Here is a 25,723-nt window from a genome sequence, read left to right on the forward strand (position 1 = left end):
GTTAAAGTGAAAATCTGCAACTGATTGATAAACAGCGGTTGTAATTTTTTTGATTGATTTAACCAACCATAGCTATGTTTAGATACACGCCTGCCACGCTTCAAAAACTGGAGCATCTTTACCGGGAAAGTGATTACGTGGTGCGTTATGAGAAAGGTACTTTTAAGTCAGGCTATTGTATTCTTGAAGACAAGAAAGTGCTGGTGATCAATAAATATTTTGATACGGAATCCCGGATCAACAGTTTACTGGATATACTGTCGCAGATTGAAATGGATTATTCCAAACTATCAGAAAAATCATTGGAATTTTTAGAACATATTAAAGAAGCCAGGATAAAAAATTGAAGGTTACATTTTTAGGAACGGGTACTTCGCAAGGCATTCCGGTTATCAGTTGTCCATGTGCTATTTGTCATTCACCGGACACCAGGGATCAACGGTTACGGACTTCCATACTGATTGATTCCGGTGATACTTGTATTGCCGTTGATGCTGGTCCTGACTTCCGCCAACAAATGCTTCGTGAAAAAGTGAAACGACTGGATGCTGTTTTGTTTACGCATGCACACAAAGACCACCTTGCCGGATTGGATGATGTGCGTGCCTTTAACTATTTTCAACAGCAACCAATGGATGTTTATGCAACACTACCGGTTCAACAAGTAATACGCAATGAATTTTCTTATGCATTTGACAGGGAGAATGATTATCCGGGCATTCCAAAAATTAAGCTGCACATGATTGATTTGCGTCCGTTCAAAATAAGAAACATTGCTTTTGATCCTATAGAAGTTTTCCATTTTAAATTGCCTGTGTTGGGGTTTCGTTTTAATGATTTCACCTACATAACCGAGGCGAATTTTATTTCGGAAGAAGAAAAAAGGAAAATAAAAGGGTCGCGGTTTCTGGTGTTGAATGCACTTCGTAAAGAGAAGCATATTTCTCATTTTAACCTCGAAGAAGCTATTGCCCTGGCAAAAGAGATAGGTGCAGAAGCAACCTATTTCACGCACATCAGCCATCAGTTGGGAAAGCATGAAGAAGTAGAAAAACTACTGCCGCCGAATATTTATCTGGCGTATGACGGATTAAAAATTGAATGGTAGTTATTGGTTGATTCACCGGAAGTAAGTATCTTTCCAATGTTATTAATTATTTATATGCTGACTATAAAGCAATCTATATGTGGAAAAAATTCCTGCGTAATTATTTTACGTTTAACAAGAAAGAACGTAACGGATTAATTGTGCTGCTGCTGATCATGTTACTGATCACTTTTTGGCCCGCTGTATTTAAGCGACTCTACAAAGATCCTCCGGTTGATTTTTCAGCTTTTCAACTGGCCATCGATTCCTTTCGTGCAAACAGTATAGATAAAGCTGATCAATTTTCAAATGGTGATTCATCCATGAACTCGCTCGCAATGGGCGATTACGCAGTAAAACATCGGCAACCAACATTATTGAATCTGAATTGCAACTCTTTCCCTTTGATCCAAATTCACTTGCTGAAAACGGTTGGAAAAGTTTGGGTGTGCCGGAAAAAAATATCCGGACGATTTTGAAATACCGTTCAAAGGGCGGAAAATTTTTCAAAAAGGAAGACCTCAAAATGATATATGGTTTCAGGGAATCGGATTTCAACCGGCTCGAGCCATACATTCAATTTGCAGGGCAATCGCAGGTTATTAAACCGGCAAGCGAATCAATGGAGAAAGAGGTAGTTGTTATGAAAAGGGCTTTGCTCGAAGTGAATGCGGCGGATTCTGCGCAATTGGATTTGCTCCGGGGAGTAGGTCCGGTATTATCTTCGAGGATAATTAAATACAGAAATAAATTGGGAGGTTTTGTATCGTTGGAACAATTGCAGGAGATATATGGATTGTCACCTGAATCATTTGATATAATTAAGGATCAGTTGACAATTGATGAATCGGCCGTGCATAAATTAAGTATTAATTTTATTTCTATAAATGATCTGAAAATGCATCCGTATTTCAGGTATCCGATAGCAACGATGATCATCAACTATCGTGATCAGCACGGACACTTTCAGCAGCCGGAGGATTTAAAAAATGTGGAAGTGATAACTGATTCGATCTACAAAAAGATCATTCCTTATTTACTTTTTTGAGAAATGATATGCCACGGAGGCACGGAAGAGTGTGCACACTATTTCATTTAGGTTTTGTGACTTCCGTGCTTTTTCATGCTTCGGTGCCAATAATCTCAGAAATATTTTGCCACGGACACACGGAAGACACGGAAAATAGTGGGCTCCTTAAAACTTGTGTGCACTCAATTTCATTTAAGTTTTGTGACTTCCGTGCTTTTTCGGGCTTCGTTGCCAATAACCTCAGAAATATTTTGCCACGGACGCACGAAGACATGGAAAATAGTGGGCTCCTTAAAATTTGTGTGCACACTATTTCATTTAAGTTTTGTGACTTCCGTGCTTTTTCGTGCTTGCTTAACCTCAGTGCGGAGTTTCGCTTTCCCGAATTCCACGGAAACACGGAAAGGGGCCCTAAATTTGTGTGCACACTATTTCATTTAAGTTTTGTGACTTCCGTGCTTTTATATGCTTCGTTGCCAATAACCTCAGAAATATTTTGCCACGGACGCACGGAAGACACGGAAAATAGTGGGCTCCTTAAAATTTGTGTGCATCCTATTTCATTTAAGTTTTGTGACTTCCGTGCTTTTTCGGGCTTCGTTGCCAATAACCTCAGAAATATTTTGCCACGGACGCACGGAAGACACGGAAAATAGTGGGCTCCTTAAAATTTGTGTGCACCATTTCATTAGTTTTGGCCGCATTTCATTGGTTTTGGACCCGGCTTTGCGGGCCAATAACCTCATAAGTATTTTGCCACGGACGCACGGAAGACACGGAAAATAGTGGCTACTTAAAATTTGTGTGCATCCTATTTCATCTAAGTTTTGTGACTTCTGTTTTTTTTTGGTACTACCTGTGACCGCAAACTCAGAAATGTTTTGCCACGGAGGCGCGGATTGCACGGATGATTGGTCTGCCCGCATCATTCAATTTCTTTCAATTTCAGGTTTTATCAGGTTTCAGGCTATAAATCCCGTGACACTAAAGGAAGCTGCTGCGCCAGCTGAATGTAATTTGTAATCTCTTGGGCTGTAAATAGGTTGTTTAAATTTTGTTATGCAACCATTATAAAAATCCAATCCGGCGCTAAAGGAATCTGATTATTTTTGCAAAAAAATCATCCATGAGTTCTGTAGCCGCCGAAACCAATCTTAATTTTGAAGTGTCAGAGAGCCAGCAGTTAATAGCTCAAACAGTACGTGACTTCTGCGAGAAAATATCCGTCCGAAACTGATGGAATGGGATGAAGCACAAATATTTCCTCGAGAGATTTTTACAGCCCTGGGAGAGTTGGGACTAATGGGTGTTTTAGTGCCAGAAGAATTTGGCGGAGCCGGATTGGGTTATCACGAATACATCACGGTCATTTCAGAAGTTGCACGTGTCTGTGGATCAATTGGTTTATCATTAGCCGCTCACAACTCGCTTTGCACCGGTCATATTTTAACGTTTGGCAATGTTGAGCAAAAAGCGAAATATCTTCCGAAACTGGCAAGTGGAGACTGGTTAGGTGCATGGGCATTGACAGAACCTAACACCGGCAGCGATTCAGGCAATATGAAATGTACGGCTGTTCAGGTTGGTGATAATTGGATTATTAATGGAACAAAGTGCTGGATCACTCATGGTAAGTCAGGCGACGTATTAGTCGTGATTGCACGAACAGGTGCTCCGCGGACAAAAAATAATTGCTCCGCCTTTATAGTGGAGAGAAATACACCCGGACTTTCTGCAGGTAAGAAAGAAAACAAGTTGGGTATGCGTGCTTCTGAAACTACAGAGGTGATTTTTGATAATGTGAGGGTTTCTAAAGAAGCCATGATGGGAAATGTTGGAGACGGATTTCAGCAGGCTATGAAGGTGTTGGACGGTGGAAGAATCTCCATTGCTGCATTGAGCATTGGTATTGCAAAAGGTGCTTATGATGCTTCCGTGAAATATTCAAAAGAACGTCAGCAATTTGATCAACCTATTTCGAATTTCCAGGGCATCAGTTTTAAGCTGGCGGACATGATTACACAAATCAATGCGGCCGAATTACTATCACATCATGCTGCAGATTTAAAAAACCGGCATCAAAAAATGACGAAGGAAGCCGCCATGGCAAAATATTATGCTTCTGAAATCGCGGTGAAAATTGCAAATGATGCAGTACAGATATTTGGCGGCTATGGCTATACGAAGGATTTCCCGGTAGAGAAATTTTATCGCGATGCAAAATTGTGTACGATCGGTGAAGGCACTTCAGAGATACAAAAACTGGTAATTGCCCGGGAGATTTTGAAGTGATCAGCAGTCCTTCTTGGTCAATCTTTAATTAGATAGCGATAATCTCATAGTTAAGGGTTACTTTTGCACCCGCGCCGGTAAGACCTGGAATAAAGGAAGCGGGTTTGGGGTTATGATCTAAATCTGAGACCGGCGGGTTCAAAATAGGAGATTAATTTACATCGCGGAGTGGAGCAGCGGTAGCTCGTTGGGCTCATAACCCAAAGGTCGCAGGTTCGAGTCCTGCCTCCGCAACAAAAAGAAATCCTTCAGTTATTGCTGGAGGATTTTTTATTTCAGCGAATCTGACATTCATTTTAACTTTCCACTTTCCAAATTTCGCTTTCGAAATTCCCGTAAAAATACAATGACTTTTCGCTCCGGCTTCGTAACCATTATCGGCAAACCCAATGCAGGCAAATCGACTTTGCTGAATGCATTGTTGGGTGAAAAAATTTCTATCATTACCCGCAAAGCGCAAACAACACGGCACAGGATAAAAGGCATACTCACAACTAAGAATTACCAGATTGTATTCTCCGATACGCCCGGCCTCATCGAATCGAAATACGGTTTGCACCACAGCATGATGCGGATGGTGGATGAATCACTGGAAGATGCCGATGTGTTGGTTGTTCTTGTTGATCCAACTGCACCGGAAACAGAATTACAGGAAGTTGCGGCGAGAATTCAGGGCATTAAAATGCCGGTGATTTTAGCGATCAATAAATCTGATGCAGTTACACCAGAAAAGCTGAAAGACTTTGAAACGATTTGTGCAGTTAGTTTTCCGTCAGCAACAATATTGAATATTTCTGCATTGCAAAATCTGCAGCTTGAAATATTACTTGCTGAAATTCTGATGCATCTGAAAGAGCAACCTGCTTTTTACCAGGAAGAAGAACTGACAGATCGATCTGAAAGATTTATTGTTTCTGAACTGATCAGGGAAAAAATATTCGAACAATTCAACAAGGAAGTTCCTTATTCATGCCAGGTAATTGTAGTTGATTGGAAAGATCAACCTGATATTATTCACATCCGGGCTGAAGTAATTGTGGAGCGTGAATCTCAAAAAGCAATTCTGCTTGGAAAAGGCGGAAGCGCGATTAAAAACTTAGGAATGGCTGCGCGAAAGGATATTGAAGCATTTCTTCAGAAAAAATATTCCTGGGACTCACTATAAAGGTGAATGCCAACTGGAGGAATAATCCTCTGCAATTAAAATATTACGGGTACGAAAAGTCATGAATAATACTGTCGCCATCATCGGACGCCCGAATGTGGGAAAATCTACACTGTTCAACCGTTTGGTGGGAGAGCGCAAAGCTATTGTAGATGATGTCAGCGGCGTTACACGCGACCGCATCTATGGTATTTCTGAATGGAATGGAAAAACATTTAATGTAATCGACACCGGTGGTTTTGTAACCAACTCAGATGAAACATTCGAAAAAGAAATCCGCAAGCAGGTGAATCTTGCAATAGAAGAATCGAATGTGATTTTATTTGTGGTGGATGCAGTTGTCGGCATAACAGATCTTGAACAGGACATCACGGAAAAGCTCCGTAAGAGCAACAAAATTGTTCTTCTCGTGGTTAACAAAGTGGATAATCCCTCACGCATGTACCAGGCGAGTGAATTTTATGGGCTTGGCTTTGATAAAGTTTTTTTTCTCGCTGCTATCAGTGGAAGTGGCACCGGTGAATTGCTCGATGAAATTGTGCCTTACATAGAAGTTCCGGCGGAAAGTCTCGATGAAAATCTTGCGAGGATTGCCATCCTCGGTCAGCCTAATGTTGGCAAATCGTCGATGGTGAACATGCTGATGGGAGTGGAGCGAAACATCGTAACAGATATTGCCGGCACCACCCGTGATTCTATTCATTCTCATTACAAGTTGTTTCAGAAAGAATTCATATTGATTGATACAGCCGGCATAAGAAAGAAAGCTAAGGTAAATGAGGACCTGGAATTCTATTCTGTGATCAGGGCAGTCAAAGCGCTGGATGAAGCAGATATCTGCGTGTTGATGCTTGACGCGCAAATGGGCATAGAAAAGCAAGACCTGAGCATTCTTTCAATGGCAGAAAAGAAAAGAAAAGGGGTGGTTGTAGTGGTGAACAAATGGGATTTGATTGACAAAGGAACCAATACCATGAAAATGATGGAAGATGATATCCGTAAAAAAGTTGCACCCTTCAAAGATATTCCGATCATTTTCACCAGCGTAATAGAAAAACAGCGGGTATTCAAAGTAATTGAAACGGCGTTGGAAGTGCAGGATAACCGGAAGCGGGTGATCAATGAAAAGGAATTGAATGATAAGATGCAAAAGGTTATTGAACAGTTTCCGCATCCTTCTATTCGTGGGGCATTTCTGGATGTAAAGAGTGTGGTTCAGGTACCGGCAACCACTCCAACGTTCATATTCTGGGTCAACTTTCCCAATGATGTGAAGGCCAGCTACCGTCAGTTTCTCGATAACCAGCTTAGGGCACATTTTAAATTCACCGGTGTACCCTTAAACCTGTTTTTCAGAAAAAATAGGCAGTTTAACGAAATGTTAAATATTTTGTTACCTTTGCCCCCGCAATTTCTAACCTTAAATTTTTAAATCAAATGAAAAATGTTTTTTTTGTTCTTCTTGCGTCAGTAGCCCTGTCATTCACCGCTTGCACATCCGGCGAAAACAAAACTGAAACGATGGATTCTACACAAGTTAAGGAGGCTGTCAATGAAGTATTGGATTCAGTGAAATCTGATATGGGACAGATTGCTGATTCGGCTAACAAAGCGATGGAAGCTGTTGTTGATTCTGCTAAGAAGTAATGCATACCGGCCGCGTTTGACCGCGGTTTTTTTCCTTAATTGGAAATGTGCTACTTAAAAAAATTAAGCCTCCTGATTCAGGAGGCTTTTCTTTTTTAGTGGAGCTGAGAAAGGCGTATTCGAAAATTACATACGTCATGAGGGTGTTATAAGTGAATAAATAGCACTATCCAGAAATCTGCCATTGAAATAATAATTCTCTTTAAAGTGAGCTTCCTTCACAAATCCTGAACGCTCCAGGAGTTTAATGGATGGCTGATTCGCAGGATTCACATTTGCCTCAATGCTGTGTAGTTTCAGCACCTGAAATCCAAACTGCAGGACGGATTTCATTGCTTCGAGCATAATTCCCTTTCCCCAGAAATCAGCAAGTAATGAATAGCCTATCTCTGCACGATAATGCTCACGCATGATTCGCCAATAGGCGATGGTACCAATAATTTTATCGTTTTCATGTAGCGCAATGCCCCAGGTGATGCCGGTTTTGTTTATATAAGCTGTTTCAATGAACTGTAAAAATGCGAATGCTTCATCCAGACGTTCCATTCTTTTTGTATCCATATACTGCAGAACCAATTCGTTAGACCTGATGGCAAGTATTTGTTCAGCATCAGCCTGATTAACTGCGCGAAGTCGCAGCCTTTCAGTATTAATTGCAGGAAAACCAACAACATTGATTTCTAGCATTGCAGTATGCTGTCCGGGTAATTGAAAAATTCGTGTTTATTCATATGGATGGTAGGCAGTTACCTCATTATTTATTGATTGAACAGCTTTCAATACCGTTGGATCGTCATCGTAAAGCACGGCAAAGAAGGCATCCTGCGAAAATTTCTCTCTTGCTAAAAATGCCTTTATGTGCAATTTGATATAGTGGTTTGCATTGTTCAATTCTCCTGCTTTGGGTTGTATGCTATTTTTTACTGTCAATGCAGTAAAGGAATTTATAATCTCCCTGGTTACCTCAAAATCTGAGCGGAATGCATCCACATCATGGTAGTTATTAAGAAGGTCAGGATTGTCATGAAAATAACTGTAGGAAAATTGTTGTATGAGTCCCTGATTTAAGATTGCATTCAGATAGGAATTACCATTATTTACAGTATCCATAGGTACGAACAAATCAGGCATGATGCCTCCACCACCAAATACCAATCTGCCTTTAGCTGTGTAATATTTGGTGGTGTCAATCAAGTGAATGCTGTCTTTGCTGGAGAATTCGCCATTTCTGTATCGATCTGCAAGGTCATTGTAATATGCGCTCAGGTCATAGTGGTAAGGTTTCTGAATACAACGTCCTGAAGGTGTGTAATACTTTGCCACTGTTAAACGAAGTGCTGAGCCATCGTTCAGTCCATATTGTTCCTGTACCAGCCCTTTGCCAAAGGAACGCCGTCCTACAACTATCCCACGATCCCAATCCTGGATAGCACCGGTTACAATTTCACTTGCCGAAGCAGATCCTTCATCAATCAGAATTGCCAGGGCACCTTCTTCAAACTGGCCCAGAACGCGTGTCTTGTAATCGGTTCTTGAATAGACCCGTCCTTTTGGTATATACCATCAGTTTGGGTTGGTCGAGCAGTTCATCAGTAATATCAGTGGCTGCATTCAGATATCCACCACCATTTTGACGAAGGTCTATGATTAACCTGCTCATGCCCTGTTGCTTCAGTTTCTTCAGTGCATTCATAAATTCATCATAAGTTGTTTCACTGAAGCGGTTGATTTTTACTAATCCCGTTTGCGCATCAATCATATAAGATGCATCAATACTATACATTGGAATCTTATCACGGGTTATTGTAAATTGGAGTAATGGTCCCCGTATTTTCCGGAGGGCACCAATTTTTACTTTTGTTCCCTTCTTACCCCTGAGTTGGTTCACCACATCACGGTCGTTAATTTTCCTTCCTGCGAAAAGTGAATCGTTAATCGTAATGATTTTATCCCCCGACAATATTCCGACAGATTCAGCGGGGCCGCCGGAAATAACATTTACCACCATTATTGTATCAGCCACTATAAAAAATTCAATACCGATCCCTTCAAAATTTCCTTCGAGTTCCTGGTTTACTTCTTTCAGATCGCTGGCAGGAATGAAAGTAGAATGCGGATCGAGGTTTTCCAGCACTTTATCAATAACACCTTCCTGAAGGTTGTTTAAATTTACGGTGTCAACATATTTTGCCCTCACATAGTCAAGTACCTGGTCCAATGTGCCGGCTTTGGATCTGCTGAAGATGGGAGGCTTATCTGCACCATTTAATACGAGACCTATTTGTATTCCGGCTGCCAGTATCACAGCCATAATGATAGGTAACCAAATGTTGAATTTTCTGTTCATGAATTAAATTGCGGGAGTAAAGAAACGATTTTTCGTGATGGAGATGCACCGGGAATTTTTACTAATGAAGTTAAGCTGTTTGAAACATACCATCTTGTTCCTTTTGGATAAGTTAACTTTCGTATTCGACAAAATCATGGAGATTTTTTTTGATTTGTACTCTTCAATAACAAATCTCGCAAGCGTGCGCTACCTTCGCAATCCATGGAGCTATTTAAGAAAACTACAGAAGCGGTTTCAAAATATAACCACCTCGAACAAATGACCGTTCGTGAATTACTGACTGGCATCAACAGGGAAGACAAGTCTGTTTCTGATTCCGTTGAAAGAGTAATTCCGCAGTTGGAATTATTGATCAATGTGATCGTAGCAAAAATGAAAGACGAAGGAAGACTGTTTTATATCGGAAGCGGAACAAGTGGCAGGTTAGGAGTGGTTGATGCTTCGGAATGTCCACCAACTTTTGGTGTTGCAACAGGATTGGTAATAGGATTAATTGCGGGTGGAGATGGAGCCATCAGGAAAGCCGTTGAATTTGCAGAAGACAATCTGGAGCAGGGTTGGCTTGATTTGCAGGCGAATGATATAAGTGAGAAGGATGTGGTAATCGGCATTACCGCATCAGGAACTACTCCTTATGTTATTGGCGCGATCAAAAAATGTAAAGAACATCAGATCACTACAGCATGTATAACATGTAATGCGGATACGCCGCTTGCAGGGATTGCAGATTATCCGATTGAAGTAATTACAGGTCCTGAGTTTATTACAGGCAGCACGAGGATGAAAGCCGGTACTGCTCAGAAATTAATTTTGAATATGATCAGTACATCAGTAATGATTCAGCTTGGCCATGTGCTTGATAACAAGATGGTGGATATGCAATTGACCAATGAGAAATTGATTGACCGTGGCGCAAAAATGCTGATGCGCGAGTTTGCCTGGGATTATAAACGCGCCCGCGGTATTCTGCAGGAATTCGGCAGTGTTCGAAAGGTGATGGACTTACACAAAAGAAAACCCAAAGTTTGAAGAAACATCCGAGGTGGATTTTCAGTTTAAGTCCAAATGATTTTTAAAGCAAATAATAAATTGAAGGAGTCTGGTTATGCATGAGATTGAACCTTTCTACAGTTGGCAGGATATCTATCTTTCGGAAGAAGATAAGTTGTCGCCATTTTTCGGACAGGAGTACAGCGAGTTTGAATATTCAAATACCATTTACAATTTCTTTATTCATCCGCAGTGGGACAGTATTGGTTCGCCCACACTCTACGTGAAAGTTCTATATGCTGACTATTCGCATCATTTTGTAGTGATTGAATTGATTGGTGAATGGAATGATACCATTAACAACGACATCATGTTTCTGAAGCGTGAAGTGGCGGATGTATTTATGGAACACGGTATCACCAAGTTTGTTTTGATCGGTGAAAACGTGCTTAATTTTCATGCTTCAGATGATTGCTATTATGAAGAATGGTATGAAGACGTTCGCGACGCCGGAGGCTGGATCGCCTTGCTCAATTTCCGCGATCATGTGTTGGATGAAATGAAAAAAAGCGCGGTTGTCAAATTATATGCAAATGGGAGAGAACCTGAATGATGTGAATTGGAGGGTTGTGAAACCGTTTCACATTCATCATTTGGTGGAGAGCAGGATGATGAAGGAGTTGAGTTGAGTAGTGAGTAGTGAGTAGAGTCAGAATGTTATTTCACTTTGATAATCTTTACCAGGTAATTCTCTTCCGGTGTGCTGACTTTTACAAAATAAATTCCTGGTTTAAGATCATTACCAATTTCTATTGCAATATCCTGAGACCATGAAAGAGATGAGCAAACTCTTCCATAGAGGTCAAAAACAGTTATCTGTTTTATAGCATGATGCAATTCATTTTCTACTGTTAATTCAGTTTCATTAATAAAAGGATTGGGAATCGCTAGTACTTTGTTGTCTGAAGAATTTTGGAATGATGCATTTATGCCTGTAGTATTTTCTAAATCCATCTTGAACAATTCATAACCATATACACTGTCTTCGGCAGTAAACAAAAGTTGATTGTTAAAAATAAAAAAGTCCGTTTGGGACGGAGCTAACATATCCCGGATAAATATCGGCTACAAGTTCCACACTGTTTGCATTGGTATTTGTTCTCCATAGTTCGGATCCGATTGAATCGTTTTCGGCAACAAAATAAAGATAGCTACTGTCAGAAGCGAGGCTGCTAACGCTGTAACACCAATTTTTATGGCAGAAATCTTCGGCATGAAGAAAAGTGCCTGCTGTTGTTCCGTCTGAACGCCACAGCCCATTATTCCCCCAAAAAAACTGCAACGAATCAAAGCAATTGAAGATTTCGGGATTCCAAAAAGAGTCTGCACTTCCGGGATTCATATCTGCTAAGAGCATTGTGCCGGAGGGTGATCCATCAGTGCGCCAAACTTCATAGCCCGATGTTCCATCTGTGGCCATAAAATAAAGATAGGACCCGCAGGTGCCAATGATAGATGGATAAGAACCGGAGACTCCAGGATTTATGTCATAAAAAAGTTGTGTGCTTTCAACACTTCCGTCGCTTTTCCATAACTCAAGACCATAGTCAGAACTGGTAGCAGTGAAAAAAAGAGAATCATGGTAAATTACTGATTGGCCCGGGTTGAGTCCACTATTTCCAGGTATAATATCAAGCAAGGCTGTTCCTGTTTCGGTTCCGTCTGTTTGCCAGAGTTCTCCGCCATGCTGCCCATCACTTGCACTAAAAAAAATGTATCCATTATAAATTATAAAGTTACCCGGATAGGAACTTGCAGGTCCGGGATTAATATCTTTTACCATCACAGTGCCATTAACAGTGCCATCTGTTTTCCATAACTCAAATCCGTTAGTAAGAGTTGATCCTGAAAAGTAACATTCATTATTGTACACTATAAATTCCTGCAACGGGTTAATTCCAACAGGATCAGGATCATAAAATTTTCCAAGAAGTATAGTAGATGAATCTGTTCCCGTCGTAATAAAAAGGTCGTTGAATCCCGGATCCACATTGTATGAGCTGAACAGCAGCTTACCATTAAAATCAAATAGATGATTAGGATTTGAACCAGCAATACCAGGCGTCAGCTCTTTCACTTTATTTGTACCGCTTTCTGTTGCATCTGTCACCCAAAGTTCATAATTGAGGGAAGTATCAATGGCATTGAAAAAGATTTTATCATGAGATTTGGTCAGGTATTTTGGACCTGATCCAAGCGGCCTGATTAAAGAATTGCTCTCAAAAGTGCCCAGGGAAGTGCCATCTGAAATCCAAATATTCGTATTAAAATCGTCATGGGCAGAAAAATAAATCCGGTTTCCTGACATTACAAAATACTGAGGCATTGAGCCTAACCCTCCTGGATAAATATCCTTAATCATATAAGTTCCTGAAGTGGTTCCATCACTTTTCCAAAACTCAAGTCCTGCAGAAGAATTTTTTAGCGGCGAAATAAGCAGTGTTGTCAAGTACATAAATCATGGGAAAAATATCGCCCATACCATCCTCTGAGCCAGAGTATATATCCGCAATCAGGTAAGTGCCAGAATCTGTTCCATCACTCATCCAAAGTTCTTTTCCTGTAGCAGGTTCATACGCTGCAAACAAAGCCTTCCCATTCAGATCCGTAATGCTTTGGATTTCGGATTCGTCCTCGCCGGGATTAATATCTTTTACCAGTTTAGTTCCTTCGGGTGTTCCATCGCTTACCCACAATTCTCTGCCGGTTTTTTTCCTGAATGCTGAAAAGAAAAGCCTGCCATTCACTACATTAAAAGCCTGAGGAGTTGAGGATTTATTTGGTCTTATGTCTTTTAGCAGAGTAGTTCCCTCTGCGGTTCCATCGCTGATCCACAATTCAGTACCATGTATGCTGTCATCAGCGGAGAAAAACAGGAGGTTGCCTATGGTGATGATATCCATTATTCCACAACTGCCACTGCCAGGATAAACATCTTTTACCAGATAAGTTCCATCGGAAGTTCCATTACTTCTCCATAATTCATTTCCATGAATTCCATCATCGGCAAAAAAGTAAACGAGAGAATCATTAGCTGCTATAATTTTGCTATTCGAACCTGGAAAAGAATTAACTATAGAATTTTCAGTACCCGGATTAATGTCTTTCACCAGTTGAGTTCCTGAAGAAGTGCCATTTGATTTCCAGAGTTCTTTTCCATGGATACTATCATTCGCGTCAAAAAAATCGAAGAACCACATACAGCTATTCGTTCAATTTCGGATGAAGGAGTACCGGGGTTAATATCTTTCAACAGGTAAGTGCCGGGTGATGTTCCATCTGTAATATATAATTCATATCCTGTAAAATCACTCGCTGCAACAAAAATTACCAATGAGTCGAGTTGTCTTAAGTGGCCTGGAAACTTTAAGGGGATCAGATCACTATTTACAAGAGGTGTGATTGAATGAGCAGATGTATCAAACCAACAAAGCGTTTCGCCATATAGATAAGGAGTTGCACTTAACAGTATCCCGTCTTTGTAGGGCAGAAGGTTACCAGGATTGCTATTAAATTCGCTATTGCCTTTGTTGATGTCTTTCAAAAGTACTGGCTGTGAGTAGCTGCTGAAATTGAGCACAATCATAAAAAGGAATAGGAAAGACATAGTGGAATTACCAGGACTCATCGCAGCAATCAATAGTGATTTAGTGAGCATAGTTTGAATTTTATCGCCTGAATTTAATTCAATATATTCAGTAATTTCCTTGCCGTAAGTTGAAGTTGCTTACAAAGGATGAAGAAGTGAGAAACGCTCCCTTTGTCGAATGACTAATGACCAATTTATTGACTCACCGAATGTTGATCAAGTCTTTCAAACACCGAGTTATTGCTGATAAATTCCGGAACGAGTTCTTTCATTTTTGATACGATCTCCACATTATCCTGATTGTCGAACAGACCAATCAGTTCCCTGATATTTCTATTAACTGTTTCAAAGGTATATTCCCGCACTTTTGCAATCATAATTTTTGGATGATGTGTAGGAATGGTATTTTCATTGGTGTTCAATAATTCTTCGACCAACTTTTCGCCGGGCCGCAAACCGGTGAAAGTGATCTGTATATCTTTCCCCAATTCCAACCCTGAAAGCTGAATCATTTTTTTTGCGAGATCAACGATGCGGACAGGTTCACCCATATCGAAGATGAAAATTTCACCGCCGTTGCCCATCGCGCCGGCTTCCAGCACCAATTGGCAGGCTTCAGGAATCGTCATAAAAAATCGTGTTACTTCCGGATCTGTCACAGTAACAGGACCTCCTTCAGCAATCTGTTTTCTGAAATGAGGAATCACAGATCCGTTGGAACCCAGCACATTTCCGAATCGGGTTGTTATAAAACGGGTATTGGTTTCGATCTCCTTTTCAGTCAGAAACTTATTGAGCGATTGCACATAAATTTCCGCAATGCGTTTCGACGCGCCCATTACATTGGTCGGATTTACCGCTTTGTCAGTCGATACGAAAACAAAAGTCTCCACTTCATATTTTACAGCCAGGTCAGCGCAAATAATTGTTCCCAATACATTTGTGAGCAAAGACTCTGATGGATTATCCTCCATCATCGGCACATGCTTATAAGCTGCTGCATGGTAAATTATTTGTGGCCGGAAGGAGGCGATCACATTTTCCATGCGTTCCTGGTTTCGCACATCACCGATTACCACTTCAAATTTTTCAGCGCTCAATTCATTCTTTAACTCCTGTTGCAACTCAAACAATGGCGTCTCCGCCTGGTCGAGTAGAAAAAGTTTTTCAGGCTGAAAGCTGGCTACCTGCCTTGCGATTTCACTTCCAATTGAACCCGCTGCACCGGTAACCAGAATTCGCTTTCCCAATAATTGGCTGCTGATGCGATCATTGTCCAACTGAATAATATCCCGCTCGAGTAACTCTTCTATCTTCACTTCTCTGATCTGATTCATACTCAATTCACCATTGATCCATTTCGACATAGGTGGTACATGCAATACCCTCACATTATATTTCAGGCATGTATCTACCACTTGTTTTTTACGACTGGCGGGAATATTAGGAATGGCAATAATCAAAAGGTCAACAGGTTGCTCCTGCAGCAATTCTTCCAGATCATTTTTAGAATCGTAGATAGAAACGCCTTCCATCTTTTGACGCAACAGATCACTTTTATTATCAATAAATGCAATCACCTGCACATCTTTCTTCGGATCACGCTCCAGTGTTTTTTTAGTAATGAGCCCATATTCATTCGCACCGAGAATGATTACGTTTGATTTTTCTTTCCTTGTCTGGACAAGTTCTTCATATAGCAATTTAACACCTAAGCGGTAAGCCGACATGGCAAAAACAGAAATGAAAAATTCGATGATGATAACTGAAAACGGCACGAGGTAAATGCCGCTAATTTCTAAGGAAATAAAGTTGAGGATTCCAGCCATTAAGGTCCCCAGCGCGAGCATAATGGCCACACGTTGTGCATCTTCAGAACCGGTGTATTGAATCATGCCTGCATAAATCCGAAAAAGTAAAAACCCAATTACCCGTATTGTCAGCAATAGCGGCATTGACAGGTACATGTATTGAAGTTCATGTGGCGGGATCTGAAAATTAAATCGTAGCAGAAAAGCAAATAGCAGTGCCGTGGATACAATTAACGTATCTATGGTGAAGATGGCCCAACGGGGCACCAGTGATCGATATTTGAAACGAAGCCGGTTGATTGCCACAAGACGAGTCAAGGAGTGATTACGTTGCCAAGTTATAACTTTTAGAAAGGTTTTCCTCTAAAGCTGCTTTGATGTTTAATACTTCCATCATGCAGAAATCATTAAAATCCTATAACATGAGAAGTTTGTTTTTTTAAAACTGAAGCATTGAAATCTGAGTGAAATTCTAATTTAAAAAATGGCCTAAGCGGAATTAAATACTTGTTAATTCAATATTTTGATGTTGTGGTTGTGAACTGACGGACGAATATTGTTCCATTTAAATCAATGGGGAGCACTTGGATTGAAGGAATGATACTTTTAATAATGCTTAAAACGACCAATAGTTTTTGACTGATGGCAAAAAAGTTTACTTTGCAAAGGGAGCGGCTTGCTGAGTTTGAAAATCTTTAATTTTAACGCCATTCAATCTTCCTTTCATGAAAAAATTTCTCCTTGCATGCATCGCTATATTTTGTATGGTATCGTACAAAGTTCAGTCGCAGGATATTATCCAGGTATGTTGTGACGATACAATTTGCGAACCTGGCATAGATGTACATTTAACAGCAGTTACAGACTCAAGCTATTATGGAGACCTGCTGTCGATATTGGATGATACACACAGCCAGTTGATTGACCTGGGATTTTCTTTTACTTTTTTTGGAAATACCTATACAAAATGTGTTCTTTCCACCAATGCATACATCACTTTTGATTCAACTAAAGCACTTCAATATTCTCCATGGACTATTGCCAATCCAATACCGTCACCACTCAATCCAATGAATGCGATTATGGGTCCCTGGCATGATGTTGATCCATCAGTTATTACTGATCCATGTGTTTCCTATGGTAAATTTGGAGAAGCCCCAAACCGTTATTTCATATATAATTTTACGGAGGTACCAATGTATTCAACAGTGTGTAACGCACTCACTTTTACAGGCCAGATGATACTGTATGAAACCACAAACAACATAGATATCTATCTTGGGCATAAGGTGCTTTGCCCAACCTGGAATAATGGATATGCCATAGAAGGATTACATAATGAAGATGGTACAGTGGCTGTTGTGGTTCCTGGCAGAAATTATCCGGAACAATGGGAAGTTGAAGATGAAGGCATCCGTTTTACACCCAACGGAAATTCTTATGACATGACAGATATTCCATATCAGACAATTCCTTTTGCCGCCGGACTTCCTCAGTGGTATGATGCAGCGGGAAACTTTCTTGGAAGCGGAAGTGAAATAACAGTAAACCCTGAATTTACCACTTCTTATTATGCGAAAATTTCGTCTTGCTTTGACGTAGCTGATACAGTAACTATTGTTGTTGATACACTTAATGGAACCTACTCGCAGGTCGATCCATCCTGTCCGACGAGTGGAGACGGCAGTATAGCTGCATCCACAACAGGTAATTTCGGGCCAAGTACTTTTGTCTGGCTTGACAGCAATGGCGACACGCTGAAAGTCACCGGCAATGCAGATGCTGATGACCTCGATTTGCTCGATGGTGGACAGTATATAGTTATCATCGTCAATAGCATCGGATGTTTCATCACCCATACCTACTCCATCGGCCCACCGCCATTCAGTGCAGGATTTTCAGTGAGTCCGTCTGTCCTTTGTGCTGATGCGCCTGTCTTCTTTACAGATCTTTCAGTGGGTACCATCGGATCATACTTCTGGAGCCTTGGAGATGGCACCACTTCAACCCAGCAAAATCCTATGCACTCCTATGTAGCAGGCACATACAAAGTTCAATTGATTGTAACGGCCGGAGGTGGCTGCGCAGATACATTCGAACAACAAATTGTTGTTCAACCAAATATTGTAGTTGGATTTTCAATACAGGATCCTCCTTATTGTGTTGGTTCCCCGATTCAGTTTACGGATAATTCTTCCGCAAACCCCTCTTCATGGTCGTGGGATTTTGGTGATGGAGGAACATCTGATGTACAGAATCCATCGCATTCATACGGTAATCCCGGGAATTATGACATTCATGTTGCTATAGCTGATGCATTTTGTGGTGAAGGTGAATCGGCTGCTTCCATCACAGTTAATTTTGTTCCTGATCCAAAACTAAGGGAAGATACTTTGCTCTGCCCCAATGAACCACTTGTGCTGGATGCAGATGCGGACGGAACTTCTTACGCCTGGTCAACAGGGGAAAATACCGAGTCAATATTAATTGCTGCACCTGAGTCGTCAACCTATTACTCAGTGGTAGTTGATAATTACGGTTGTAAGGGAACTGACAGTGTATTGATAACTCCCGATTGTTTGTTATTGTTGCCGGCAGCATTTTCGCCGAATAGTGATGGCGTTAATGATTTGCTGCACCCGTTAGGTAGTTTGCTCGCTGACTATTCATTAACAATATTCAACCGGTGGGGACAAGAAGTGTATGCGTATATTGGAAATGATCTTCACGTTGGGTGGAATGGTACTTATGAAGGAAAGCCACAGCCTATCGGCGTGTATGTGTATGTGCTGAAAGGTTCTTTTGTGAGCGGAGAAGCGGTTTCGAAAACAGGTAATGTAACGGTATTACGATAGGGCCATTTGTTTTGATCAACATGAAAACCATTTCTTTTTTTAAATCCGGTTCTTTGATGAAAATATCGCTGATTTTTTTGTTGCTTTTAGGGCAATGTGTTATGGCACAAGTTGCGATTCAGCCATTGAACAGTGCTAAATTTTATGTTTCCTTATATGTTGGAAAGGAACATGATTCGAATCAAACACTTTCTTTTAACGAAGGGAAAATGACTTTTTCTGAAGCAGAAAAGTATGGGTTTGTCGCAGATGAATATAAATGGAAACAGAAAAACGATTCAACACTTACATTTCTGTGCGTTGTTAAAAGTCCAAAAAACGGTGTGATGACCTGGGAAGGCAAAGTGATTCATGACAAAATGGAAGGCACTTGCATATGGACAAGAAAAGTTGAGAATCCTGTGAATTATACTTTCAAAGGAAGCAGATTAAAAGAATAAATTGCTTAATGATTTTGCTGGTAAGTTATAGTATTTTAAAAGGCCCCGGAATAGTTTTAATGAAGTTGTAATGGTGTTTTTAAGAAGAGCAGGCGGAAGTTAAATCATAACAAAAATTGGATTTACGTATCACCCGATTGTGGTATTGGTAATTTTTAGCGCTAATAATAATTTTAAAATTCGTTTGTTTATGCATAATTCAATCACCTGCCTGAAATGGATTGGATGCATATTCATTCATTAAAGTACATTTTACTCATGCAAATTCACTTAAAATCAAACACTATGAAGCGGACATTACTTACACTACTAGCATTCCTGATGCTCTCAGCGCAATGGCTTTATGCTTTGGAATCTGAACCCAATGATGTCAGGAATGATGCTGACAAACTCAACCTGAATGCGAGCAATACAGGCGCCATGGATATTTCAGGCGATGTGGACTGGTGGAAGGTTACAACCACATCTGACGGTAAGTTAGATATTACCCTTACCTCAGGGAACGGACTTTATTGCAATTTCAGGTTATACGATAATGATGGCATTTCATTGTTGGTTGAAAATCACACCAACGGAACACTGACTATTTCTAAGGACGGACTTTCTCCGGGTACATACTATATTCATATCAGCGCATATTTTGCAGGTCAACTTCCAACTTATACTGTTTCCAACTTTCTTAATGTAGCACCGCTTGCCAATGAACCTGAACCCAATGATACGTACAACCTTGCAAATGTGCTTGCACCAACCGGCAGCGTGACAGGTCATATTGGATATGATTATAACGGTTTAACTGATGACTCTGATTGGTGGAGTGTAACCACCACCGGCAATGGATCACTGACCCTTCAGTTTGCTTCAAATAACGGTCAATATGTTTATTGGACGCTTTACGATAATAACGGCACTTTGGTATTGAATACCAATCATACAAATGGAACCGCAAGTTATGTTGAGGATGGTCTTGCTGCGGGCACGTACTACGTACAGATTTATCCATATTACGCCGGTGGTTTTACACCCTATACACTTACTTCAACATTTACTGCTCCGCCTGTATCCAATGATGTTGAACCCAATAATACCAAGTCGCAGGCTAAAAATCTTCCTTTAAACAATGTCAAAACCGGTCAGATTGGTTATTACTATAATGGAGTTAGTGATACTGAAGATTGGTTTAAAGTTACCACCACAGGTGATGGGGCTCTTAAACTAACTATCATCTCTCAAAATGGTCAGTATGTTTATTATCAGCTTTTCGATAACGATGGAATCACCTCACTGAATGTTAACCATACTAATTCCACCCAATCCATTACCACCGATGGACTTGCAGCAGGCACTTACTATGTAAAAATCTATCCTTATTACGCTGGTGGATTTATTCCGTATACACTTTCCGACACCCTGATTCCTGCACCTGTTGCCAATGATCCTGAACCTAATGATGGAAAATCACAGGCAACAGAGTTTGCGGTAGGCAGTACTATTACCGGACATTCGGGATATTATTATGATTTGAAACGCGACGATGCTGACTATTTTAAAATTGTAACTACGCTGGATGGTCAGATCAACCTTACGATTACTTCTCAAAATGGCCAATATGTTTATTACGAATTACTTGATGAAGATGCTACTACCTCATTAAAGGTGAACCATACCAATTCAACCCAAAGTCATAGTACAGATGGATTGGCTGCAGGAACCTATTACGTGAAGGTGTATCCATATTATTCAACTGGTTTTATTCCTTATACACTCACAAATTCACTCACAACGTACACGAATGTTAATGATGGCATCAACAATGAGATTGCAAAAAAAGCAGCAACGCTTCCTGCTAATTTCGGTAATACAGGTCATGTTGGTTTCCGTTCAAATGGCGGGGCGGTTGATCTTAAAGACTGGTGGAAAATCAACTATACAGGCAGTGGTGATCTTACAGTATCGCTAACATGGGAACCTATGTACTGCTGCGGAAGTCCATATGTCTATTTAAAAGTTTATTCAGATACTGCACTCGCACCTATTTTTAATACCTACAACAACACAGGAAGTTTAACAGCGAATTTTACAGGTCTTGCCAAGCAGTACTATTATGTGCAGGTAGTAATGTATTATGCAACCAACTATACAGCTTATAATCTGGTACCGACATTCTCACAGAAGGAAAAAGCAAGTATAACCCTTCAATCATCTGTTATTGGTACTGATTGTTCCAATAGTTCTTTAGAATACAAATGCGGTAAGAGCAGCAAACCATATACAGTGCAACTGTATCGTTTTGGTGAGAAGTATGGTGATCCTATTAAAGTAAATAAGACGACTCCGTTTACCATCAGCTCACTTCCTCCCGGCAAATATTATACGACGGTATATGGCGATGGAGCAACCGGTCAGGGCAAAGGAACGAGTGAAACTACTGTGCTTGTACAGGTGCCGACGAACCTTTCCACCACCAGTATAAAGTCGACGAAAGCAACATTGAATTGGGATACACTTACTTGCATTGACTATGATAGTATTTATTATCGGGTGCAAAACACTTCAATCTGGAGCAAAATAAAAACAGGAACAAACAATTCAGGATACAAATTAGAAGGACTGACAGCTGCAACCACTTACGAATGGAAAGTGGCCCATGTTGTCGATGTACTGGGCAATAAAGCAACAAGCAGTTATTCCGGTTTAGTAACTTTTACAACAGCTCCGGCCAAGTTGGTTGGCGAAGTATTAAATGAATTTACCGGAACGCTTAGTCTTTATCCGAATCCGGCATCAGCAACTACCACGCTTCAATTTAAAAATGATACAGGTGGAGAAGCCTTGATGAGTGTCTTTGATGCATTGGGCAGAAACATTCAGTCCGAATTACTGCAATCCGAACAAGGTGAATTCAGCTATGAATTGAATCTGGCCACGTTCAGTCCGGGTATTTATTTTGTAAGGGTCGTAATGAATGGAACAGAACAAACCATAAAATTGGTGAAGCAATAATCACTTTGAAGTTGCATGAAAAGAGCTGCTTTGGTAACGGAGGAGCTCTTTTTATTTTAGTCATGATGATCACTGGAAGCAATCAGGAATGGTTTTTTCCAAAAATAAGAATGAAGAGGTCAGATGTTATGAAAACAGGAATTGTATGCACATCACCTGATTGTGGTATATACTTCAATGCTGAATTTTCCTAATTTTATTCTTGATTTAAATAAAGTTTCCAAGATCAATTCAAATTTTGTACACGATCCTTTTGAATTAAATTAATTCATATCTCCAATTTCACAATTAAAATCCCACACAATGAAAAGGTCACTACTTGCTTTGCTCACATTATTAATTTTTACTTCAGGTTGGCTCCATGCTGCTGAAACAGAATCCAATGATACAAGGAATACAGCGAATAAATTATTGCTAAACAATAGCAATACAGGAGCCATTGGAACCGCTACAGATGTTGACTGGTGGAAAGTTTCCACGACATCGGACGGCAAGTTGGATATTACGCTTATTGTTAGCAATGGTCTTTATTGCTACTATCAATTGTATGATTTCGATGGCACAACTTTGTTGAAGAGTTCATATACTAATGGAACGGCTACTTTTTCACAGGATGGCCTTGCACCCGGAACGTATTACATTTACATTTATGCCTTCACGGCTGGACAATTACCGGCTTATACCATATCAAACTTCCTCAATGTTGCATCTCTTGCCAATGAACCCGAACCAAATGCGCTTTACACGCAAGCCAATGTGCTCGCACCTACCGGCAGCTCAACGGGCCATATAGGGTATTACTATAATGGTGTATATGATGTTTCAGATTGGTGGAGCATAACAACCACCGGAAACGGAAAGATCAATCTGCAGCTCAGTGTTGTTAATGGCCAATACATTTATTTTGTACTGTATGATCACGATGGCACTACGGTACTGAAATCTAGCTATACGAATGGTATAGTGAGTTATGATCAGGACGGACTCTCAGCAGGGACTTATTATGTAAATGTTTATCCCTTTTCAGCCGGTGGTTTTGCGCCATATACATTAACATCAACCTTCACAGCACCTGTTGCAGGCAACGACATTGAACCTAATGGCTTATTCACACAAGCCAACACGCTACCATTAAATGGAAGCGCTACCGGTCAGGTTGGTTACTATTATAATCTGGTTCGGGACACTACAGATTGGTTTAAGATAACTACCACGGGAAATGGTGCGCTTAATTTAAATTTAGCAGTAGAAAACGCACAATACATTTACTACCAATTGTATGATGGCGACGGTTCCACTATACTTGATGGAAGTCACTACACTAATGGTACCGCTAACTACACTAAGGATGGTCTGGCAGCTGGCACCTATTATGTAAAAATATTTGCATTTACCTCTTCTGGTTTTGCACCTTATACACTCACCAGCACGTTTACCGCGCCACCTGTAGCCAACGATGCTGAGCCCAATAATAGCAAGTCACAAGCAAAAAATCTTCCTTTAAACAATGTCAAAACAGGCCAGGTTGGCTATTATTATAATGGTGTAACAGATGTAGAGGATTGGTTTAAGGTTACAACCACAGGTGATGGTGCGCTGAAACTCACGATAATATCTCAAAATGGTCAATATGTTTACTATCAGCTATTTGATAATGATGGTGTCACGTCTCTTCAAAACGCTTATACAAACGGTAATCAATCTTACATTAAAGACGGTCTTGCAGCAGGTACTTATTATGTAAAAATCTATCCTTTTTATACTGGTGGATTTATAGCTTATACAATTTCTGATACCTTGATTGCTGCCCCTGTTGCCAATGATGCGGAACCTAACAATGGAAAATCTGAGGCATTGGATTTTGCAGTTGGAAGCACGGTCACAGGACATACAAACTACTATTACGACCTGGTAACAGATGTGGAAGATTGGTACAAGATCGTAACACCGAAAGACGGACAAATCAACCTTACCATTACTTCAGAAAATAGTCAGTATGTTTATCTGCAACTGTATGACAATGATGGAACTACTTTATTGAAATCAAATTATACCAATGGAACTTTAACTCACAATACAGATGGTTTGGCGGCTGGAACTTATTATGTAAAGGTGTTTGCCTATTATTCAAACGGTTTCATTCCTTACACTTTATCAAACTCTCTTACAGAATATGCCAATGCCAATGATGGAATAAATAATGAAATAGCAAAAAAGGCGGCCACGCTGCCGGCTAATTTTGGGAATACCGGTCATGTCGGATTCCGTTCAAATGGTGGTGCAATTGACTTGAAAGACTGGTGGAAAATCAACTATACCGGAAGCGGTGATCTTACAGTATCGCTCACATGGGAACCCATGTTTTGCTGCGGAAATCCATTGGTCTATCTAATAGTTTATTCAGACACGGCGCTTGCACCCATTTTTAATACATACAGCAGCGCAGGTAGTTTAACTGCAAATTTTACCGGACTGCCAAAGCAGTATTATTATGTGCAGGTAATAATGTATTATACAACCAACTATACAGCTTATAACCTTGTACCGACATTTTCACAGAAAGAAAAAGCAACTATTACGCTTCAATCATCAGTTGCTGGTGCTGACTGTTCAAATGGTTCATTAGAATATAAATGCGCGAAGAGCAGCAAGCCCTACACGGTGCAACTGTATCGTTTTGGTGAGAAGTATGGTGATCCTATTAAAGTAAATAAGACGACTCCATTTACCATCAGCTCACTTCCTCCCGGTAAATATTATACTACTGTGTATGGTGATGGAGCTACCGGTCAGGGTAAAGGAACGAGTGAAACAACCACAATCGTTCCGGTGCCTATCAACAAGTCCACTACCAATATCAAATCAACGAAAGCAACCCTGAATTGGGATACACTTGTTTGCATTGACTATGACAGTATTTATTACCGAGTGCAGGGTAATCCCACCTGGAACAAAATAAAAACCGGAACAAACAATTCAGGTTACAAATTGGAAGGATTGACACCAGCTACCACTTACGAATGGAAAGTGGCCCACGTAGTGGATACATTGGGTAGTAAAGCAACAAGCAAATATTCCGGTTTAGTAACTTTTACTACAGCTCCGGCCAAGTTGGTTGGCGAAGTATTAAATGAATTTACCGGAACGCTTAGTCTTTATCCGAATCCCGCATCAGCAACTACCACACTTCAATTTAAAAATGATACAGGTGGAGAAGCCTTGATGAGTGTCTTTGATGCATTGGGCAGAAACATTCAGTCCGGATTATTGCAATCAGAACAAGGTGAATTCAGTTATGAATTGAATCTGGCCACGTTGAGTCCGGGTATTTATTTTGTAAGGGTAGTGATGAATGGAACAGAACAAACTATAAAATTGGTGAAGCAATAACCGCTTTGAAACTG

Annotated in this window: 19 protein-coding genes, 1 tRNA gene and 3 pseudogenes; 15 read left to right on the forward strand and 8 right to left on the reverse strand. The window is 40.4% G+C overall.

The features are described 5' to 3' along the window. Window positions 1-74 precede the first annotated feature (74 nt). The 9 genes and pseudogenes from IPO83_01265 to IPO83_01305 all read left to right on the forward strand — a co-directional run bounded on the left by IPO83_01265 (window position 75) and on the right by IPO83_01305 (window position 7,221). Window positions 75-347 (forward strand): hypothetical protein, encoded by a 273-nt coding sequence (locus IPO83_01265; protein ID MBK9729915.1) that lies wholly within the window; start codon window positions 75-77, stop codon window positions 345-347. Further along, window positions 344-1,108, forward strand: coding sequence for an MBL fold metallo-hydrolase (locus IPO83_01270; protein ID MBK9729916.1), 765 nt, complete (start codon window positions 344-346; stop codon window positions 1,106-1,108). Before IPO83_01265 ends, IPO83_01270 begins: the two co-directional genes overlap by 4 nt. A 77-nt stretch (window positions 1,109-1,185) precedes the next feature. After that, a complete protein-coding gene (locus IPO83_01275; protein MBK9729917.1) occupies window positions 1,186-1,566 on the forward strand; it encodes a hypothetical protein in 381 nt (126 codons plus the stop codon). After that, window positions 1,530-2,135, forward strand: coding sequence for a helix-hairpin-helix domain-containing protein (locus IPO83_01280; GenBank protein ID MBK9729918.1), 606 nt, complete (start codon window positions 1,530-1,532; stop codon window positions 2,133-2,135). The genes IPO83_01275 and IPO83_01280 overlap by 37 nt, the downstream gene beginning before the upstream one ends. Before the next feature lie 1,108 nt (window positions 2,136-3,243). Beyond that, window positions 3,244-4,409, forward strand: a pseudogene (locus IPO83_01285) (acyl-CoA dehydrogenase family protein). 162 nt (window positions 4,410-4,571) lie between these two features. Beyond that, a tRNA-Met gene (locus IPO83_01290) sits at window positions 4,572-4,643 on the forward strand. A 112-nt stretch (window positions 4,644-4,755) separates the two neighbouring features. Further along, window positions 4,756-5,639: pseudogene (gene era / locus IPO83_01295) on the forward strand (GTPase Era). Then, window positions 5,636-7,006 (forward strand): ribosome biogenesis GTPase Der, encoded by a 1,371-nt coding sequence (gene der / locus IPO83_01300; protein ID MBK9729919.1) that lies wholly within the window; start codon window positions 5,636-5,638, stop codon window positions 7,004-7,006. The pseudogene era and the gene der overlap by 4 nt, the downstream one beginning before the upstream one ends. Window positions 7,007-7,011: 5 nt before the next feature. Next, on the forward strand, window positions 7,012-7,221 hold the full coding sequence (locus IPO83_01305) for a hypothetical protein (protein MBK9729920.1): 210 nt from the start codon (window positions 7,012-7,014) through the stop codon (window positions 7,219-7,221). Between the two features lie 135 nt (window positions 7,222-7,356). On the opposite strand, the gene IPO83_01310 is transcribed toward IPO83_01305, so the two are convergent. The 3 genes from IPO83_01310 to IPO83_01320 are packed head-to-tail and all read right to left on the reverse strand — an operon-like array spanning window position 7,357 to window position 9,568. Continuing rightward, the gene (locus IPO83_01310; GenBank protein MBK9729921.1) at window positions 7,357-7,908 is read right to left on the reverse strand and encodes a GNAT family N-acetyltransferase; all 552 of its coding nucleotides are present in this window, start codon (window positions 7,906-7,908) and stop codon (window positions 7,357-7,359) included. A gap of 36 nt (window positions 7,909-7,944) precedes the next feature. Next, the gene (locus tag IPO83_01315) at window positions 7,945-8,778 is read right to left on the reverse strand and encodes a hypothetical protein (GenBank protein MBK9729922.1); all 834 of its coding nucleotides are present in this window, start codon (window positions 8,776-8,778) and stop codon (window positions 7,945-7,947) included. After that, window positions 8,717-9,568: a PDZ domain-containing protein gene (locus IPO83_01320; protein MBK9729923.1), complete on the reverse strand. Its 852-nt coding sequence runs from the start codon at window positions 9,566-9,568 to the stop codon at window positions 8,717-8,719. Before IPO83_01320 ends, IPO83_01315 begins: the two co-directional genes overlap by 62 nt. A 204-nt stretch (window positions 9,569-9,772) precedes the next feature. Here IPO83_01320 and IPO83_01325 point away from each other — a divergent pair, with 204 nt between their 5' ends. Both IPO83_01325 and IPO83_01330 read left to right on the forward strand, forming a co-directional pair. Then, the gene (locus tag IPO83_01325; GenBank protein ID MBK9729924.1) at window positions 9,773-10,600 is read left to right on the forward strand and encodes an N-acetylmuramic acid 6-phosphate etherase; all 828 of its coding nucleotides are present in this window, start codon (window positions 9,773-9,775) and stop codon (window positions 10,598-10,600) included. A gap of 76 nt (window positions 10,601-10,676) precedes the next feature. Beyond that, window positions 10,677-11,250 (forward strand): annotated as a pseudogene (locus tag IPO83_01330) (hypothetical protein). Window positions 11,251-11,278: 28 nt separating this feature from the next. On the opposite strand, the gene IPO83_01335 reads toward IPO83_01330, so the two are convergent. From IPO83_01335 to IPO83_01355, 5 genes are all read right to left on the reverse strand, one after another. Further along, window positions 11,279-11,620, reverse strand: coding sequence for a T9SS type A sorting domain-containing protein (locus IPO83_01335; GenBank protein ID MBK9729925.1), 342 nt, complete (start codon window positions 11,618-11,620; stop codon window positions 11,279-11,281). A gap of 10 nt (window positions 11,621-11,630) precedes the next feature. Continuing rightward, entirely contained in the window at window positions 11,631-13,076 is a 1,446-nt protein-coding gene (locus IPO83_01340) for a hypothetical protein (GenBank protein ID MBK9729926.1), read from the reverse strand. Continuing rightward, window positions 13,021-13,821 (reverse strand): hypothetical protein, encoded by an 801-nt coding sequence (locus IPO83_01345; protein MBK9729927.1) that lies wholly within the window; start codon window positions 13,819-13,821, stop codon window positions 13,021-13,023. Before IPO83_01345 ends, IPO83_01340 begins: the two co-directional genes overlap by 56 nt. Beyond that, window positions 13,728-14,279, reverse strand: coding sequence for a hypothetical protein (locus IPO83_01350; GenBank protein MBK9729928.1), 552 nt, complete (start codon window positions 14,277-14,279; stop codon window positions 13,728-13,730). Before IPO83_01350 ends, IPO83_01345 begins: the two co-directional genes overlap by 94 nt. A 125-nt stretch (window positions 14,280-14,404) precedes the next feature. Further along, window positions 14,405-16,339, reverse strand: a complete 1,935-nt coding sequence (locus IPO83_01355; GenBank protein MBK9729929.1) for a polysaccharide biosynthesis protein — start codon at window positions 16,337-16,339, stop codon at window positions 14,405-14,407. A 407-nt stretch (window positions 16,340-16,746) separates the two neighbouring features. Between IPO83_01355 and IPO83_01360 the strand changes: the two genes are divergently transcribed. The 4 genes from IPO83_01360 to IPO83_01375 all read left to right on the forward strand — a co-directional run bounded on the left by IPO83_01360 (window position 16,747) and on the right by IPO83_01375 (window position 25,709). Further along, window positions 16,747-18,876 (forward strand): PKD domain-containing protein, encoded by a 2,130-nt coding sequence (locus tag IPO83_01360; GenBank protein ID MBK9729930.1) that lies wholly within the window; start codon window positions 16,747-16,749, stop codon window positions 18,874-18,876. A gap of 20 nt (window positions 18,877-18,896) precedes the next feature. Next, window positions 18,897-19,316, forward strand: coding sequence for a hypothetical protein (locus IPO83_01365; GenBank protein MBK9729931.1), 420 nt, complete (start codon window positions 18,897-18,899; stop codon window positions 19,314-19,316). Window positions 19,317-19,601: 285 nt separating this feature from the next. Next, window positions 19,602-22,319 carry a T9SS type A sorting domain-containing protein gene (locus IPO83_01370; GenBank protein MBK9729932.1) on the forward strand — a complete coding sequence of 906 codons (2,718 nt, stop codon included), beginning with the start codon at window positions 19,602-19,604 and terminating at the stop codon, window positions 22,317-22,319. Window positions 22,320-22,622: 303 nt separating this feature from the next. Beyond that, window positions 22,623-25,709 (forward strand): T9SS type A sorting domain-containing protein, encoded by a 3,087-nt coding sequence (locus IPO83_01375; GenBank protein ID MBK9729933.1) that lies wholly within the window; start codon window positions 22,623-22,625, stop codon window positions 25,707-25,709. The last annotated feature ends 14 nt before the right edge of the window (window positions 25,710-25,723 follow it).

It is taken from the genome of Chitinophagaceae bacterium (assembly GCA_016717285.1).
Classification (GTDB): domain Bacteria; phylum Bacteroidota; class Bacteroidia; order Chitinophagales; family UBA10324; genus JACCZZ01.

What these genes read in the sequence shown, in the direction of transcription:
- IPO83_01265 (MBK9729915.1), top strand. Translation starts at nt 75, where the DNA reads ATGTTTAGATACACGCCTGCCACGCTTCAAAAACTGGAGCATCTTTAC.
- IPO83_01275 (MBK9729917.1), top strand. Translation starts at nt 1,186, where the DNA reads ATGTGGAAAAAATTCCTGCGTAATTATTTTACGTTTAACAAGAAAGAA.
- der (MBK9729919.1), top strand. Translation starts at nt 5,636, where the DNA reads ATGAATAATACTGTCGCCATCATCGGACGCCCGAATGTGGGAAAATCT.
- IPO83_01305 (MBK9729920.1), top strand. Translation starts at nt 7,012, where the DNA reads ATGAAAAATGTTTTTTTTGTTCTTCTTGCGTCAGTAGCCCTGTCATTC.
- IPO83_01310 (MBK9729921.1), bottom strand. Translation starts at nt 7,908, where the DNA reads ATGCTAGAAATCAATGTTGTTGGTTTTCCTGCAATTAATACTGAAAGG.
- IPO83_01320 (MBK9729923.1), bottom strand. Translation starts at nt 9,568, where the DNA reads ATGAACAGAAAATTCAACATTTGGTTACCTATCATTATGGCTGTGATA.
- IPO83_01325 (MBK9729924.1), top strand. Translation starts at nt 9,773, where the DNA reads ATGGAGCTATTTAAGAAAACTACAGAAGCGGTTTCAAAATATAACCAC.
- IPO83_01340 (MBK9729926.1), bottom strand. Translation starts at nt 13,076, where the DNA reads ATGTACTTGACAACACTGCTTATTTCGCCGCTAAAAAATTCTTCTGCA.
- IPO83_01345 (MBK9729927.1), bottom strand. Translation starts at nt 13,821, where the DNA reads ATGTGGTTCTTCGATTTTTTTGACGCGAATGATAGTATCCATGGAAAA.
- IPO83_01350 (MBK9729928.1), bottom strand. Translation starts at nt 14,279, where the DNA reads ATGCTCACTAAATCACTATTGATTGCTGCGATGAGTCCTGGTAATTCC.
- IPO83_01360 (MBK9729930.1), top strand. Translation starts at nt 16,747, where the DNA reads ATGAAAAAATTTCTCCTTGCATGCATCGCTATATTTTGTATGGTATCG.
- IPO83_01365 (MBK9729931.1), top strand. Translation starts at nt 18,897, where the DNA reads ATGAAAACCATTTCTTTTTTTAAATCCGGTTCTTTGATGAAAATATCG.
- IPO83_01370 (MBK9729932.1), top strand. Translation starts at nt 19,602, where the DNA reads ATGAAGCGGACATTACTTACACTACTAGCATTCCTGATGCTCTCAGCG.
- IPO83_01375 (MBK9729933.1), top strand. Translation starts at nt 22,623, where the DNA reads ATGAAAAGGTCACTACTTGCTTTGCTCACATTATTAATTTTTACTTCA.